The organism is Mesorhizobium sp. KACC 23794, assembly GCF_052180275.1.
In the GTDB taxonomy this organism is placed as follows: Bacteria; Pseudomonadota; Alphaproteobacteria; order Rhizobiales; family Rhizobiaceae; genus Kumtagia.
Genome location: NZ_CP197465.1, coordinates 1,884,002 through 1,897,031 on the forward strand (window position 1 = coordinate 1,884,002; position 13,030 = coordinate 1,897,031).

14 protein-coding genes, 2 pseudogenes and 1 other annotated feature are annotated in these 13,030 nt (G+C 61.1%); of the genes and pseudogenes, 10 read left to right on the top strand and 6 right to left on the bottom strand.

Translation table 11 applies throughout. The annotated features are described in order from the left end of the window. Positions 1 to 53: 53 nt before the first annotated feature. The 3 genes from ACSBOB_RS09275 to ACSBOB_RS09285 are packed head-to-tail and all read right to left on the bottom strand — an operon-like array spanning position 54 to position 1,851. Positions 54 to 1,277, bottom strand: a complete 1,224-nt coding sequence (locus ACSBOB_RS09275) for a tyrosine-type recombinase/integrase (RefSeq protein ID WP_442582133.1) — start codon at positions 1,275 to 1,277, stop codon at positions 54 to 56. Positions 1,278 to 1,334: 57 nt separating this feature from the next. Further along, complete coding sequence (locus ACSBOB_RS09280) at positions 1,335 to 1,577, bottom strand: hypothetical protein (RefSeq protein WP_176526771.1); 243 nt, start codon at positions 1,575 to 1,577, stop codon at positions 1,335 to 1,337. Between the two features lie 37 nt (positions 1,578 to 1,614). Further along, positions 1,615 to 1,851, bottom strand: a complete 237-nt coding sequence (locus ACSBOB_RS09285; protein WP_442583694.1) for a hypothetical protein — start codon at positions 1,849 to 1,851, stop codon at positions 1,615 to 1,617. 259 nt (positions 1,852 to 2,110) lie between these two features. Between ACSBOB_RS09285 and ACSBOB_RS09290 the strand changes: the two genes are divergently transcribed. From ACSBOB_RS09290 to ACSBOB_RS09305, 4 genes are all read left to right on the top strand, one after another. Then, a complete protein-coding gene (locus ACSBOB_RS09290; RefSeq protein WP_442582134.1) occupies positions 2,111 to 2,302 on the top strand; it encodes a hypothetical protein in 192 nt (63 codons plus the stop codon). Between the two features lie 91 nt (positions 2,303 to 2,393). Beyond that, complete coding sequence (locus tag ACSBOB_RS09295) at positions 2,394 to 2,801, top strand: hypothetical protein (RefSeq protein WP_442582135.1); 408 nt, start codon at positions 2,394 to 2,396, stop codon at positions 2,799 to 2,801. A gap of 50 nt (positions 2,802 to 2,851) precedes the next feature. Then, positions 2,852 to 3,115 carry a hypothetical protein gene (locus ACSBOB_RS09300; protein ID WP_442582136.1) on the top strand — a complete coding sequence of 88 codons (264 nt, stop codon included), beginning with the start codon at positions 2,852 to 2,854 and terminating at the stop codon, positions 3,113 to 3,115. Beyond that, a complete protein-coding gene (locus tag ACSBOB_RS09305; RefSeq protein WP_442582137.1) occupies positions 3,112 to 5,151 on the top strand; it encodes a recombinase family protein in 2,040 nt (679 codons plus the stop codon). Before ACSBOB_RS09300 ends, ACSBOB_RS09305 begins: the two co-directional genes overlap by 4 nt. A 419-nt stretch (positions 5,152 to 5,570) precedes the next feature. On the opposite strand, the pseudogene ACSBOB_RS09310 reads toward ACSBOB_RS09305, so the two are convergent. Further along, a pseudogene (locus ACSBOB_RS09310) lies at positions 5,571 to 6,642 on the bottom strand (IS3 family transposase); the annotation flags it as partial. Then, positions 6,242 to 6,358: a sequence feature (AL1L pseudoknot), on the bottom strand. It overlaps the preceding pseudogene by 117 nt. Before the next feature lie 348 nt (positions 6,643 to 6,990). Here ACSBOB_RS09310 and napE point away from each other — a divergent pair. From napE to ACSBOB_RS09335, 5 genes are read left to right on the top strand one after another with little or no spacing between them, the layout of a single operon-like run. Then, positions 6,991 to 7,188, top strand: coding sequence for a periplasmic nitrate reductase, NapE protein (napE, locus tag ACSBOB_RS09315; RefSeq protein ID WP_442582138.1), 198 nt, complete (start codon positions 6,991 to 6,993; stop codon positions 7,186 to 7,188). A gap of 4 nt (positions 7,189 to 7,192) precedes the next feature. Further along, complete coding sequence (locus ACSBOB_RS09320) at positions 7,193 to 7,492, top strand: chaperone NapD (protein ID WP_442582139.1); 300 nt, start codon at positions 7,193 to 7,195, stop codon at positions 7,490 to 7,492. Next, positions 7,489 to 9,990, top strand: a complete 2,502-nt coding sequence (gene napA / locus ACSBOB_RS09325; protein WP_442582140.1) for a periplasmic nitrate reductase subunit alpha — start codon at positions 7,489 to 7,491, stop codon at positions 9,988 to 9,990. The genes ACSBOB_RS09320 and napA overlap by 4 nt, the downstream gene beginning before the upstream one ends. Further along, the gene (locus tag ACSBOB_RS09330; RefSeq protein WP_442582141.1) at positions 9,963 to 10,463 is read left to right on the top strand and encodes a nitrate reductase cytochrome c-type subunit; all 501 of its coding nucleotides are present in this window, start codon (positions 9,963 to 9,965) and stop codon (positions 10,461 to 10,463) included. Before napA ends, ACSBOB_RS09330 begins: the two co-directional genes overlap by 28 nt. Then, positions 10,464 to 11,177, top strand: coding sequence for a cytochrome c3 family protein (locus tag ACSBOB_RS09335; RefSeq protein ID WP_442582142.1), 714 nt, complete (start codon positions 10,464 to 10,466; stop codon positions 11,175 to 11,177). Between the two features lie 63 nt (positions 11,178 to 11,240). On the opposite strand, the gene ACSBOB_RS09340 is transcribed toward ACSBOB_RS09335, so the two are convergent. After that, the gene (locus tag ACSBOB_RS09340; protein ID WP_442582143.1) at positions 11,241 to 11,684 is read right to left on the bottom strand and encodes a pseudoazurin; all 444 of its coding nucleotides are present in this window, start codon (positions 11,682 to 11,684) and stop codon (positions 11,241 to 11,243) included. A gap of 122 nt (positions 11,685 to 11,806) precedes the next feature. Between ACSBOB_RS09340 and ACSBOB_RS09345 the strand changes: the two are divergent. Beyond that, positions 11,807 to 12,515 (top strand): annotated as a pseudogene (locus tag ACSBOB_RS09345) (Crp/Fnr family transcriptional regulator). A gap of 56 nt (positions 12,516 to 12,571) precedes the next feature. Here ACSBOB_RS09345 and ACSBOB_RS09350 read toward each other — a convergent pair. Next, complete coding sequence (locus tag ACSBOB_RS09350) at positions 12,572 to 12,853, bottom strand: DUF1858 domain-containing protein (RefSeq protein ID WP_442582144.1); 282 nt, start codon at positions 12,851 to 12,853, stop codon at positions 12,572 to 12,574. Positions 12,854 to 13,030: the final 177 nt, after the last annotated feature.

Consider the following 13,030-nt stretch of genomic DNA (forward strand, 5'->3'; position numbering starts at 1 on the left):
GGTGAAGGGAATCGAACCCTCATAGCCAGCTTGGAAGGCTGCGAAAAACCCAGCTATTCTGCGGCTTCCAGCGCATTCGCCACAAACTCGCCACATGACCGCTCGCCAAGTATCTGAGCGGCAAGCTTTTCTGCCGATTCACGGTAGTGTTCTTCGCGCCCACGGATCAGGTGGCCGTATATGTTGAAGGTGATTTCGATCTTCGAGTGGCCCATAGCCTTCTGAATGAACTTCAGGTCGTGACCGCCCTCGATCAGCTTGGAAGCAAAATAGTGCCGAAGGGCGTAGGGCGTATAACGCGGGATCAGTACCGTCTTGCCTCTGCGCTCTTCCTCATCAACCAGGCCCGCCTCCTTCATCAACGGGTCCCAAGCGCCTGCCCGGAAGTTGACGAGTGCCATCGGCTTCCCGCTGGCTGTCGGAAACACAAGATCCTGTGCGGATGCCGGGCAGTCGGTGCGCCATGCTTCGAGCATCTCGACGAGAAACGACGGTATGAACAGAGTGCGTCTTCCGGCTCGAGACTTCACCGGTCCGATGTCTCCAGTTTTGTCGGCACGCTGCGTGATCCGAACCTGGCCCCCTGCCAGACCCTTCCATGAAAGGCCCCGGTACTCGGACGGGCGCATACCTGTAAAACCCGCGAGATAGATGAGTGGGCGATACCGCGCCCATACCTCTGCCATGTAGTCGTTCTTCTCTGCCATGCGGTCGGCGGCGGCGTAAATTGCGCGCACTTCCTCGTCTGTCGGAATGACAACCTCGCCATCCTCTTCTTCATAGCGCCCGCCGGACTTGATGGTGATGCCGGCTGCCGGGTCGCCCTTGATGAGGCCCTCGGATTTCATCTCGATGATGACAGAGTGAAAAGAGGACAGGCAGCGGCGCGCTAAATCGCGCGTCCTGGTTTCAAGAAGCCATTTGCGAAAGGCGACGACATCAGGCTGCTCAAGCTCGTGGAGCGGCTTGGTCCAGCGATATTCTTTCATGACCTTCGCGCGACGGGCATACTCGTTGTAGGTCTGCTTCTCGACCTTCTCGCGCCCGTCTCGCCCAATCTTCTCGCAGATGGACAGCCAGCGGTCGACAGCCTCGACCACGCTGATGGCCTGTCCGCCAGGCACGCTTTCAAAAGACCCAAGATTTTCGGTGAAGGCGCGCGCCTCCTTCAAGGTGTCGAAGGTGGCATACTCGTAGCCGGTCTTAGCTGTTCTGCTGGGGTAACGGACCTGATAGGTGGTCCCCTTACGCCCCATGCGCTTCCTTATATCTGCCATGGGAAATCATTGTTTTTATTGTTGTTTCAATTATAGAACAAAATATGAACATAGAAGTCAATCTTTATCGACGAAATCACGCACGGCGTCGCTCTGCAGTTGCTGGTAAATTGCGACCAACGTGCCTTTTTCTATTTTCAGTGTCCCTTCCACCGGGTCGACGAAGAACGGCAACTTCCGATGACCGTGGGCATCTCGGTCGGCTGCGCGCTTCATCTGCCGTGGTGTCAATTCGACGCCGATCTCCGCCAGCACCTGGCGTGCTTGTTCCAAACCTATGTAACAGGGCGGCAACTTCATGCCGCACCACCTTTCCCGTTATCGCTCCGGGCGTCCGTCAGAGGTTGTATTCCTCTGCCGCCGACCGGTAAGGCCCTTTCTTGGTCACGCGCGAAAGCACCTTCCCGCGCTCGTCGCGCAGGATGACCTTTTCGCCGAATTCGTCTGTGGGGTTTACGAAGACAGTCACGTTGCGCGCGTGGCGCAAGTTGTATCCTTCTTCGATTTCTCCAAGGGCCTCAAATAATGCCTGCCGTAGCTGCGCCATCGTTAATTGGCCGCGTACGCTAATCATAATAGACACGCAAATCTCTTAAATAGTCTCTCCCAATATAAGGATATTCTACCACGCGCGCGCGGCGGCCAGCAAACTTCGCGAGGGCTTGCGACGCGCCGAGCATGGCACGCAACAGGCCACTGTCTCCCTCTCTCCGGGCGCAGCGCAGTCCATCTCTCCTTTCTCTTTCGCAACCCGCCATCGGTCCTTCTGCCGATTGTCTGTGTGTGGGGCTCAAAGGCCCCGATTGGCGGGGCCGCGAGAGAAAGGAACTACGATGTCCCGCACCTTCACCCTTCAAGACCTTCAGCACTTGAGCCTGTCCGCGCTCCACAGACTGCGCGGCACACTGCACCGCGAACTGGCGCTGGCTGCGCCGCATTCGCAGCAAGCGCGTGAGATATTTGCGAGCCTCGATGCCGTAAACCGCGTCATCCGCCAGCGCACGACCGGCCCCCGCATGGGCTAGTCGGCAGGCGCGAGGTTTTCGCGTGGAACCGCATGGTACTGGCCTGTTACAAGGTCAGTACCAAACGCCACGCTCCTCAAAGGTTTTGGCCATGTCGAATTCGAAAACAACCATCGTAATGCCGGACTCGATTGAGCGCTTTATTGCCGAAGGGTTCGAGCGGCTCAATGTCGATGGCGCAACGCCCGAACAAACCGCACAGGCGTTTCAGGAAATAATCAATCTCCTCGCCATCCTCATGTCCGGCCATCATGGCCCGGACATGGATGATCCAACCTACTTCCGACAGATGGAAGAGAACGCCTTTGCGTGGGGCCATGCACGGCGCGTAACGCCGGAGGCGCAGGCGGTCGGCAAGGCCTTCCTCGCCTTCCTCAAGGATGCCGTCGAAAGCCCTGCTTTCGAGCTCTTGCAGGAAAATACCCGGCGTGGCGATGAATCTGACGTATTCGACCCCGGCGGCGGCCTGAAAGACCGGCGCGAGGACGGCGACGCCTAAGCCGTCACCACGATGACATTTAACTTCAACCCTGTCCCGAGGACGCGGAGATGCGCGGACGCCAGTCCAGCCATCGCGAGTTGCTGCGCCCTGCTACCGGCCAAAAGCCCAGTAGCAGTGACAGCGCGCGTCCTGCCGTCATCGCCGACAATCTTGAGCTTTTCCCCGTCACCCCCGAAGAACTGGACGCTATCGAAGCGTACTTGATGCCGCAAATACTGCGTCTGCTGGAAACAAGCGCCAGTAAGAAAGATGACTCGAAACGGCCCCAAACAGCTGCGACAGTGCCGGAAAATGAGGGGGCACTGTCATGAAGCTTCTCAATCGCACGACTTTGGATGCGAATAACCCTCACAGCCTGCGCGCTGCCCTCTATCTACGCGTCTCGACAGGCCGCCAGGCCGAAAACGACCTCTCCATCCCCGACCAGCGGCGACAGGCGCAGGAATTTTGCAAGGCGCGCGGCTGGCAGGTTGTCATCGAGTTCGTCGATGCTGGCCTCAGCGGAACCGACGACCGCCGTCCCGAGCTGCAGCGCCTGCTCGACCTTGCGGCGGGCGGCGACTTCCCCTTCGACGTGGTTGTCGTCCATTCCTTCAGCCGCTTCGCCCGAGACCATTTCGCTCTCGAATACCATGTGCGGCGCCTTCGCAAGAACGGCGTCAAGCTCGTCAGCATCACCCAAGACCTCGGCGATGACCCGATGAGCGTCATGGTCCGGCAGGTCTTTGCCCTGTTCGACGAGTACCAGTCCAAGGAGAACGCGAAGCACGTTCTCCGCGCTATGCAGGAGAACGCCCGGCAGGGTTTCTGGAACGGCGCTGCCGCACCGTATGGATACGCCATTGTGGCTGCGGAGCAGCGGGGAGCAAAAACCAAGAAACGCCTCGCCATTGATGCCGTGGAGGCAGAGGTGGTGCGGCTCATATTCCGCCTTGTCCACGAAGGCAACGGCACGAGCGGCCCCCTCGGCGTCAAAGCCCTTGCCTGCTACCTGAATGAACGTGGCTACCGCACCCGTCGTGGTGCGCGGTGGGGAATCGGCCCGCTGCACGCCCTCCTGACCAGCCCGACCTATAAGGGCGAGTACCGTTTCAACCGCAAAGTCTGGAAGACAAAAGAAGACAAACCCGAAGCCGACCAAATCATGGTCGCTGTCGATCCTATCATCGACCCGTCCCTGTTCGATGCCGTGCAGGCCCGCCTGAAATCCCGCAACCCGAAACAGACCCCGCCACGCGTTGTCACCGGACCCATCCTTCTGACGGGCCTTGCGACCTGCGCCAGCTGCGGCGGCGGTATGACGCTGCGGACCGGCAAGTCCGGGCGCTACCGCTATTACACCTGCGCTACCTGCGCGCAGCAGGGCAAGTCTGCCTGCCCGGGCAGGTCCATCCGCATGGACAAGCTCGACCAGAGTGTCACCGACCAGCTCAATGCATCGCTATTCACCCCAGAGAGGGTGCGCGCCATCCTTGGCGGGCTGGTGGCCCGGCAGGCCTCGCGCAGCGAAGACCACGCACAGCGCCTTACGGCTCTGCAGAACAAGGTTGCAGACTGCGAAAGCCGCCTGTCACGGCTCTACGAAGCGATTGAGAACGGCATCGCCGATGCGTCCGACCCGACGCTGAAAGACCGGCTCGCATCGCTCAAGACTGAACGCGACCAAGCAAAGGCTGCCAAGGACCGCGCCTTCGCCGAGCTTCAGCCCGAGACCAGAATCACAGAAGAGAAAATCGGCGCCTTCGCCGCCCTCATGCGAGAGAACGTCGCCAACGGCGCCATCCCGTTCCGCCGTGCCTATCTGCGCTCCGTCATCGACCAGGTCGAAGTCGACGACACCGAAATCCGCATCCACGGGCGGAGAGATGTTTTAGAGCGGCTTGTGATGGGGAATGGGGCAACTCCGGCAGGAGTGCCCAGTTTTGTTCGTAAATGGCGCGCCCGACAGGATTCGAACTGTGACCTCTGCCTTCGTAGGGCACAGGACCGAGGTTGCTCTCAGCCACGCATCCATCGCGGGCACTTCATGACGTATGAAGTGCCCGAGCAAAATCTTTGTACGGTTGGCAGATCAGAACAACCAGCTCACCGTCGCCGACAGCGCACTCATCTGGATGCTCACGATATCCGAAGTCTGATTTCCGAGCGTAAGTTTGTCCAAGCGAAGGTAGGCGACCGTCCCGCCATGAAGTGGAAGCACAGCGTATTTGATAGAGGTCTCGCCGTGTGCTTGGCTGCAAAAGCGTCCCTGCGTTCATTTCCGATGGCGGCGCTTCGCTGCCAAGGGTTGATGGCGGCGTCTATGCATTCGGCTGACCCGGAAAGTTTGAGGACCTCAACGAGCTAATCGGAGCCTGAGTTCTTTTCGCCTCCGCGTTTGCTGTAAATTTAGGTAGGCAATCTGCCCGCGGTTCGGCAAAGGTCAAATCCTGCCCCCGCAACCAGTCTTCCTGCTTAGGTGGGTGTGTTAGTATCGACTTGCGAGCAAGCTGGTTGTGAGGTCACGCAACCAGCTTGTCCTGCGATGTTGGCAGATCATTGAATTCCAATGATCGAGCTTTCCCAATCGCAACGGATAGAGTCTCTGCCAAATCGCCATGGAGATCGATCGGTAGCCCAGGCCCGCTTGGCTCGGGCTTGAGTACGATCTTGTCTACGAGCTTTCTGAACCGCGCCGGGTTTACCGGAGGCCGTTTCGTTTGAGTCACGCGGCCATGGCTGGTTCTTCCAGCATGGCGTAGTATCGTTCCTCGGCTTCGGCCGGCGGGATTCGGCGAGAGCGTTGTCATAGCCGTCGCCCACGCAGCCGACCGATGGCTCGACGCCGGCCTCCGCCAGGCGCTCGGTGTATCGAATGCTGACGTATTGAGAACCTCTGTACGAGTGATGCACCAGGCCGCCACGATGGACGGGCCGCCGTTCGTGAAGAGCCTGTTCGAGAGCGTCCAGGACGAAGCTCGCATGGGCCGTCCGGCTCACCCGCCAGCCGACGATCCTTCTCGCATAGGTGTCGATGACGAAAGGTGAGGGCCGCAGCCCGCCACCGGTTCGAGGGCCGGCCCGAACGAGACAAAGCCCGACCAGGTGCTGACGTCGGTGAAGTCGGAGACCCACAGCATGTTCGGCGCCGGAGCATGGAACTGGCGATTGACGTGATCGAGAGGGCAAGGTGCGGCCTTGTCGCTCACCGTCGTGCGGATCGGCTTGCCGCGGATGATGCCTTCGAGACCCATGGCCTTCATCAGGCGGGCAACCGTGCAGCGGGCAACTTCGAAGCCCTCGCGCTGCAACTGCCTCCAAACCTTGCGGACGCCGTAGACGCGGAAGTTCGCCTCAAACACGCGGCGGACATCATCCTTCAAGGCTGCATACCGCCTTGCCCGCGCCGACAGCTTCTCGGGGTCGGCCCGCTTGGCGACGTGCTCGTGGTAGGTCGAGGGGGCGATCGGCAGCACCTCGCAGATCGGCTCGACCCTGTGGACCTCGCGATGATCGTCAATGAACGCGATCATCGTTTGAACGGGCGGTCGAGCTCTGCCTGGGCAAAATACGCGCTTGCCTTGCGCAGGATCTCGTTGGCCTGCCGAAGCTCCCGGTTCTCGCGTTCCAGAGTCTTCATCTTCGTCGCAACATCCGTAGGCTCGCCGGCACGCACGCCGCTGTCGCGCTCGGCCTTCTTCACCCACTCATGTAGCGTCTGCGCCATGCAGCCGATCTTGGCCGCGATCGACGAAACCGCCGCCCACCGCGAGGCATGCTCGCCTTCGTGATCCAGAACCATTCGCACCGAGCGGGCACGAACCTCGGGAGAGAACTTGTTGATCGTCTTGCTTGTCATGGCTCCACCTTCTCTGGAGTTGGAGCCTCCGGTAAACCCGGCGCGGTTCAGCGGCGCCGCTGACGGGATATTGGTATATCCACCTGCTGGCCTGCGGCGGCGCGCTGTGGAGCGCGGCTTTCTTGCTCTTCGCCGTGCACTTTGCGCCGATACTTTGGGTCCACAGGCTGGGGACTTAACGAAGGGCCTCCTGGCCGCTTCGTAGGCATTTCTTAATGGTTCGGTCTACGCCAGGAAATAGTCCCGGCGCGCTCGAAAATGTATTGGAAAAAGCCCGCTTGAGACGCTAGCCTCTCAGTGGCGAGACGCATGGCGGCGTCGAGCCCGTCCAAGGCCCATGAGGAGGTCATGCCCCAGGACAGCCCGCAAGCCCTTTCCGAGTCGGGAGCTTCGCTTACAAAGACGAGGCGAAGGGAGCTGCTGGCCTTTTTCTTCCTGGCTTTTGCCATCTGGCCTGTCGTTGCCGTCGGTGTTGTCGGCGGCTACGGCTTCCTCGTCTGGATGTTTCAGATCGTATATGGTCCACCCGGCCCGCCGGAAGGTTGAGCCAATGCGCGAAGGATTAACACGCAGGTCGCTTCTCACGGGGAGTGTCGCGCCGCGCCATCACATCTCGAGCGCCGTCGTCTTCGCGCTTCCCGCCCGCCGCGAGGAGCTCGGCCGGCAGCTCGCCGCGATGCCAGGTGTGGAAGTCCATGCCTGCGATGGCAGCCGCATTGTCATTACGATCGAGGGTCCGAGCACTGGCATGCTCGGCGAGACGCTGACTCGTATCTCGACGATGGACGGCGTCATCTCCGCCAACATGGTCTTCGAGCACGTCGAGCAACAAGAGGACACAAGGTCATGACGGCAACCATCAACCGTCGCGATCTACTCAAGGCGCACGCGGCATCGCTTGCCGCGGCGTCTGCCGGCATCGCGCTTCCGGCTGCGGCGCAGCCTGTGTCCGGCGGCGTCGAGGCGCTGGAGATCAAATGGTCCAAGGCTCCCTGCCGCTTCTGCGGCACCGGATGCGGCGTCATGGTCGGCGTCAAGGACGGACACGTCGTCGCTACCCATGGCGACATGCAGGCCGAGGTCAACCGCGGCCTCAACTGCGTGAAGGGCTACTTCCTCTCCAAGATCATGTACGGCGAGGACCGCCTGACAACACCCCTGATGCGCAAGCGAAACGGCGTCTACGACAAGGACGGCGAGTTCGAGCCGGTCTCATGGAACGAGGCCTTCGACCTGATGGCCGAGAAGTGCAAGACCGTGCTCAGGGAGAAAGGTCCCGAGGCGGTCGGCATGTTCGGCTCGGGCCAGTGGACGATCTTCGAAGGCTACGCCGCGACGAAGCTGATGCGGGCCGGCTTCCGCTCGAACAACCTCGACCCTAACGCCCGTCACTGCATGGCGTCCGCAGCCTATGCCTTCATGCGCACATTCGGCATGGACGAGCCTATGGGCGTCTACGACGATTTCGAGCATGCCGACGCGTTCGTGCTGTGGGGCTCGAACATGGCGGAGATGCATCCGATCCTTTGGACACGGGTCGCCGATCGCCGGCTCGGCCATCCGCACGTCCGCTGCGCGGTGCTCTCGACCTTCACCCACCGTTCGATGGATCTCGCCGACATCCCGATCGTCTTCAAGCCGGGCACGGACCTTGCGATCCTCAACTACATCGCCAACCACATCATTCAGACGGGCCGCGTCAACGAAGCCTTCGTGCGTGACCACACTGTGTTCATGAAGGGGGCGACCGACATTGGCTACGGACTGCGTCCCGACAATCCCATCGAATTGGCGGCGAAGGGAGCCGCCGACCCCGGAAAGATGGAGCCGATCGACTTCGAAGCATTCGAGGCGATGGTCGCCGACTACACGCTCGACAAGGTGTCGGAACTGTCCGGCGTGGAGCCGGAGTTCCTCGAGGAACTGGCGGAACTCTACGCCAATCCCGACGTAAAGGTGATGTCGCTCTGGACCATGGGCTTCAACCAGCACGTCCGCGGCGTGTGGGCGAACCAGATGGTCTACAACATCCATCTGCTGACCGGAAAAATCTCGGAGCCGGGCAACAGCCCGTTCTCGTTGACGGGGCAGCCGTCGGCCTGCGGCACGGCGCGAGAGGTCGGGACGTTCGCGCACCGGCTTCCCGCCGACATGGTGGTGACCAATCCCGAACACCGGAAGCACGCAGAGGAGATTTGGCGCGTCCCGCACGGGCTGGTGCCGGAGAAACCCGGTTTTCATGCGGTGCAGCAGGACCGGATGCTGCACGACGGCAAGCTCAATTTCTACTGGGTGCAGGTCAACAACAACGTCCAGGCCGCCCCGAACACCAGCAACGAGACCCATCCTGGCTACCGAAACCCGGACAATTTCATCGTTGTCTCCGACGCCTATCCGACCGTCACCGCGCTCTCGGCCGACGTGATCCTGCCGGCGGCGATGTGGGTGGAGAAAGAAGGCGCCTACGGCAACGCCGAGCGGCGCACACAGGTCTGGCGGCAACTGGTGAATGCGCCGGGCGAAGCCCGCTCCGACCTCTGGCAACTCGTCGAGTTCTCGAAACGCTTCACGACCGACGACGCCTGGCCTGCAGATCTGCTGAACGCCAACCCGGACTACAAGGGCAAGACCCTGTTTGAGGTCCTCTTCCGGAATGGCAACGTTGACCGCTACCCGCTCTCCGACCTCGACGCCGAGTATGAGAACAGGGAATCCAGGGAGTTCGGCTTCTACATCCAGAAGGGGTTGTTCGAGGAATATGCAGGCTTCGGGCGCGGCCACGGCCATGACCTTGCGCCGTTCGATGTTTACCACCAGGTGCGCGGCCTGCGCTGGCCGGTCGTCGATGGAAAGGAGACGCTCTGGCGCTACCGCGAGGGTTTCGACCCATTCGTGAAGCCCGGCGAGGGTGTGCGGTTCTACGGCAAGCCAGACGGCAAGGCGGTGATCCTAGCCGTCCCATACGAGCCGCCCGCCGAGTCGCCTGACGAGGACTACGACGTGTGGTTGGTGACCGGGCGCGTGCTGGAGCACTGGCACTCTGGCTCCATGACCATGCGTGTGCCCGAGCTCTTCAGGGCTTTCCCCGGCGCGGTGTGCTTCATGAACGCCGACGATGCGCGAAAGCGCGGCATTAATCAGGGAGCCGAGGTCAAAGTCGTTTCGCGCCGCGGCGAGATCCGGGTCCGGATTGAGACCCGCGGACGCAACCGCATGCCGCACGGGGTCGTGTTCGTTCCCTGGTTCGACGCCAGCAAACTCATCAATAAGGTTACCCTCGACGCGACTGATCCCATCTCCAAACAGACGGATTTCAAGAAATGCGCGGTCAAGGTCATGCCCGTCTGACGCGCCGCGCGCGCGTCGTTCTTTGGGCCGGACTCCTTTTGGTCATCGGCACCGCGGCGCTGGCGCAGATGTCGTCGATCCAGATCGTCCCGCCGCTCACGGGCCAGGCGCAGCCGATGGAGGTGTTTCCGGTCGGTCCGATACCAAAGTGGACCGTCGACGATATCCGGCAGATGCGAGCCTATCCAGATCAGCCGCCCATCATCCCGCATTCGATCGAAGGCTACCAGCTCTCCGTCAACACGAACCGCTGCCTCTCCTGCCACAAGCGCGAGTTCACGCAAGGGTCCGGCGCTCCGATGATCAGCGTCACCCACTACATCACCCGCGAGGGGCAGATGCTGGCGGACGTCTCTCCACGCCGTTATTTCTGCACCGCCTGCCATGTGCCGCAGGCCGCCACACCTCCGCTGATAGGAAATACCTTCATCGACATGAGCCAGCTTGGCGTCGGCCACGCGGGAGACCAGTAAATGTGGTCACGGCTGAAGGCCGCTGGCCTGTGGGCCTGGAACATCCTGGCGACGCCCGCCGCGACGCTCAGCCTCGGCTTCCTGACGCTTGGCGGCTTTGTCGGCGGCGTCATGTTCTGGGGCGCGTTCAACACCGCGCTGGAGCTGACCAACACGGAGCAGTTCTGCGTTTCGTGCCACGAGATGAAAGCTAACGTCTACGAGGAACTCACACGCACCATCCACTTCTCCAACCGCTCGGGGGTGCGGGCGTCATGCCCGGATTGCCACGTGCCGCACGAGTGGACCGACAAGATCGCCCGCAAGATGCAGGCATCCAAGGAAGTATGGGGCAAGATCTTCGGCACGATCGACACCAGGCGGAAGTTCCTAGACCACAGGCTGGAACTGGCACAACACGAGTGGGCGCGGCTGAAGGCGAACGACAGTCTCGAATGCCGCAACTGTCACTCGTCGGTGGCCATGGATTTGTCGAAACAGACGGAGCGGGCCGCGACGATCCACACACGTTACCTCCTGTCCGGCGAGGCGACCTGCATCGACTGCCACAAGGGCATCGCGCACGAGCTGCCTAACATGCAGGGCGTCGACCCTGGCTGGAAGGTTCCCCCCGAACTGGAGGGCGACAAACTGCCGGCAGCGTCGGTGTTTGACCGGCTGCAGCGGTTTGCCGAGATGCATCCCCTCTTGCCGCCGACCGGGCTGGAACGCTAAAGGCGAGCCGGCCACGCCTTACCCATCGGCGCGCCTCCTTGCCGGCTCTTTTCGGAAATTGCTTCAGTTTGCCGCCAAGACCTGGCCGAAGAGTTCGGTGAACACGGTCTTCGCCTTGCCGGTCTGCTTAATCGCCTTCGCTTCCTCGATGTTCACGGGCTGGCCCACTTCGATCAGCGCGACCATACCCATGCCGTAATGAGGCGAACACTTGACGCCATAGACGCCTTCCTTGTCGAGCGTGACGGTGAACTCCTCGTTGAACTTGCTCTTGAAGGGTTCGACGCCTTCCGGAAGCATGCCCTTGATCGTCTCCACATTGTGTCCCTTGTCCGTCGGCACGAAGCGGATGGTGTCGCCCGGTGCTGCCTTGACGAAGTCCGGCTGGAACACCATCGCGCCCTTCTCGCCCTTGTTCAGCATCACGACCTCGATCTCGGCAGCCCCTGCTGCCCCCGCCACCACTACGGCCGCGCCAAGCGCCAGGGCTGCAAACAACGTCTTCATCTTCTTTCCTTTCCGATGTGCGGCTTTGAAGGCCGTTGCCCCTTGATAGCCTCCGGCTCGGTAGGGCAGTTTGTGCTGGCGCAAACTGCGGACAAAATCGCGGAAGCGAGACGCGAGAGACGATGGCTCTGGACCGGACGCTGATCTCTGGATTGCAGACATTCGCCGGACTGGACGGTAAGGATCTCGATGCGATCCTTGCCCGCGCCAGATCCTCCCGCTTCCCGAAGGATTCGGAGATTTTCACGCAGGAGCAGGAAGCCAATTCGTTCTTCCTGCTGCTTTCCGGCCATATCCGGGTCGTCCGCACCTCGCCCGAAGGGCATCAGGTGATCGCGAGATACATCAACGAAGGCGAACTGTTCGGCATCGCCATGGCCATGGGCAGGTCCACCTACCCGGCGACAGCGGTCGCGGCGGTGGATTGTGTTGTGCTCACCTGGCCAAATTCTGCCTGGCCAGAGCTGCAGTCGCTATCCGGGGTTTGGAGCCAGCGCCTACCAGACCATAGGCGCGCGCCTGCTGGAAACCCAGGCGCAGGTCATGGCGATGTCGACCCAGCAGGTAGAGCAGCGGATCGCTCACGCGCTGCTGCGCATTGTCAGCCAGTCGGGACGCAAGACAGCCGACGGGATCGAGATCGACTTTCCGATCACGCGCCAGGACATAGCGGAAATGACTGGAACGACCCTTCACACCGTCAGCCAGCTGCTCAGCGCTTGGGAAGATGAGGGCATCGTGCGCTCAAGCAGGCAGAAGGTAACGGTGACCGACCCGCACACGCTGATGCTGGTTGCTGAGAACAGGCGCAAGGTTCCGCCCACGCAGTAGTGCCGACGACCCCCGCAGATTCAACTGCCGTTTCAAGCACTATTGCTTCGGATTAGCTATTTGGCCGTCCGGCTGACCGGTTGAAAGGCATTGTCGCCGTAGAACGCGGAAGGACCCTTGGCAACCGGATCGTGCCGCATGGCATCGAGCAGTTCGGCCGAAAAGGATTCTAAGTCGATCCGGTGAGCCTGGCACGCGTCTACGACGGTGTGGAATATCCCGATCGGACAACCGATGCACAGCATTCGGTGGCGCATGACGACCCTTATCGTCATCGGCCACCGTCGCATGATCTCGTCAACAGTCATATCGGGCTCGATCGTTTCGGGTAGGTTCACAATAGACATCTCCAAAGGACGTCACTTAACCTACTCGCCTTCATTTCCACTTTGCGCGGGCACAAAGAGAGACTTGTCGGCTATCGCTTTGTCGTTGCCTGAAGCCGCTATTCCGCAAGCGGTCTCAGAGCTGTAGTGCCCCGCACCATTTGTCCTTCGGCCAATGAAGGCCAAGGA

Excerpts from the sequence above, each read along its gene's own strand:
- ACSBOB_RS09275 (WP_442582133.1), bottom strand. The coding sequence starts at position 1,277 with ATGGCAGATATAAGGAAGCGCATGGGGCGTAAGGGGACCACCTATCAG.
- ACSBOB_RS09280 (WP_176526771.1), bottom strand. The coding sequence starts at position 1,577 with ATGAAGTTGCCGCCCTGTTACATAGGTTTGGAACAAGCACGCCAGGTG.
- ACSBOB_RS09285 (WP_442583694.1), bottom strand. The coding sequence starts at position 1,851 with ATGATTAGCGTACGCGGCCAATTAACGATGGCGCAGCTACGGCAGGCA.
- ACSBOB_RS09290 (WP_442582134.1), top strand. The coding sequence starts at position 2,111 with ATGTCCCGCACCTTCACCCTTCAAGACCTTCAGCACTTGAGCCTGTCC.
- ACSBOB_RS09295 (WP_442582135.1), top strand. The coding sequence starts at position 2,394 with ATGTCGAATTCGAAAACAACCATCGTAATGCCGGACTCGATTGAGCGC.
- ACSBOB_RS09300 (WP_442582136.1), top strand. The coding sequence starts at position 2,852 with ATGCGCGGACGCCAGTCCAGCCATCGCGAGTTGCTGCGCCCTGCTACC.
- ACSBOB_RS09305 (WP_442582137.1), top strand. The coding sequence starts at position 3,112 with ATGAAGCTTCTCAATCGCACGACTTTGGATGCGAATAACCCTCACAGC.
- napE (WP_442582138.1), top strand. The coding sequence starts at position 6,991 with ATGCCCCAGGACAGCCCGCAAGCCCTTTCCGAGTCGGGAGCTTCGCTT.
- ACSBOB_RS09320 (WP_442582139.1), top strand. The coding sequence starts at position 7,193 with ATGCGCGAAGGATTAACACGCAGGTCGCTTCTCACGGGGAGTGTCGCG.
- napA (WP_442582140.1), top strand. The coding sequence starts at position 7,489 with ATGACGGCAACCATCAACCGTCGCGATCTACTCAAGGCGCACGCGGCA.
- ACSBOB_RS09330 (WP_442582141.1), top strand. The coding sequence starts at position 9,963 with ATGCGCGGTCAAGGTCATGCCCGTCTGACGCGCCGCGCGCGCGTCGTT.
- ACSBOB_RS09335 (WP_442582142.1), top strand. The coding sequence starts at position 10,464 with ATGTGGTCACGGCTGAAGGCCGCTGGCCTGTGGGCCTGGAACATCCTG.
- ACSBOB_RS09340 (WP_442582143.1), bottom strand. The coding sequence starts at position 11,684 with ATGAAGACGTTGTTTGCAGCCCTGGCGCTTGGCGCGGCCGTAGTGGTG.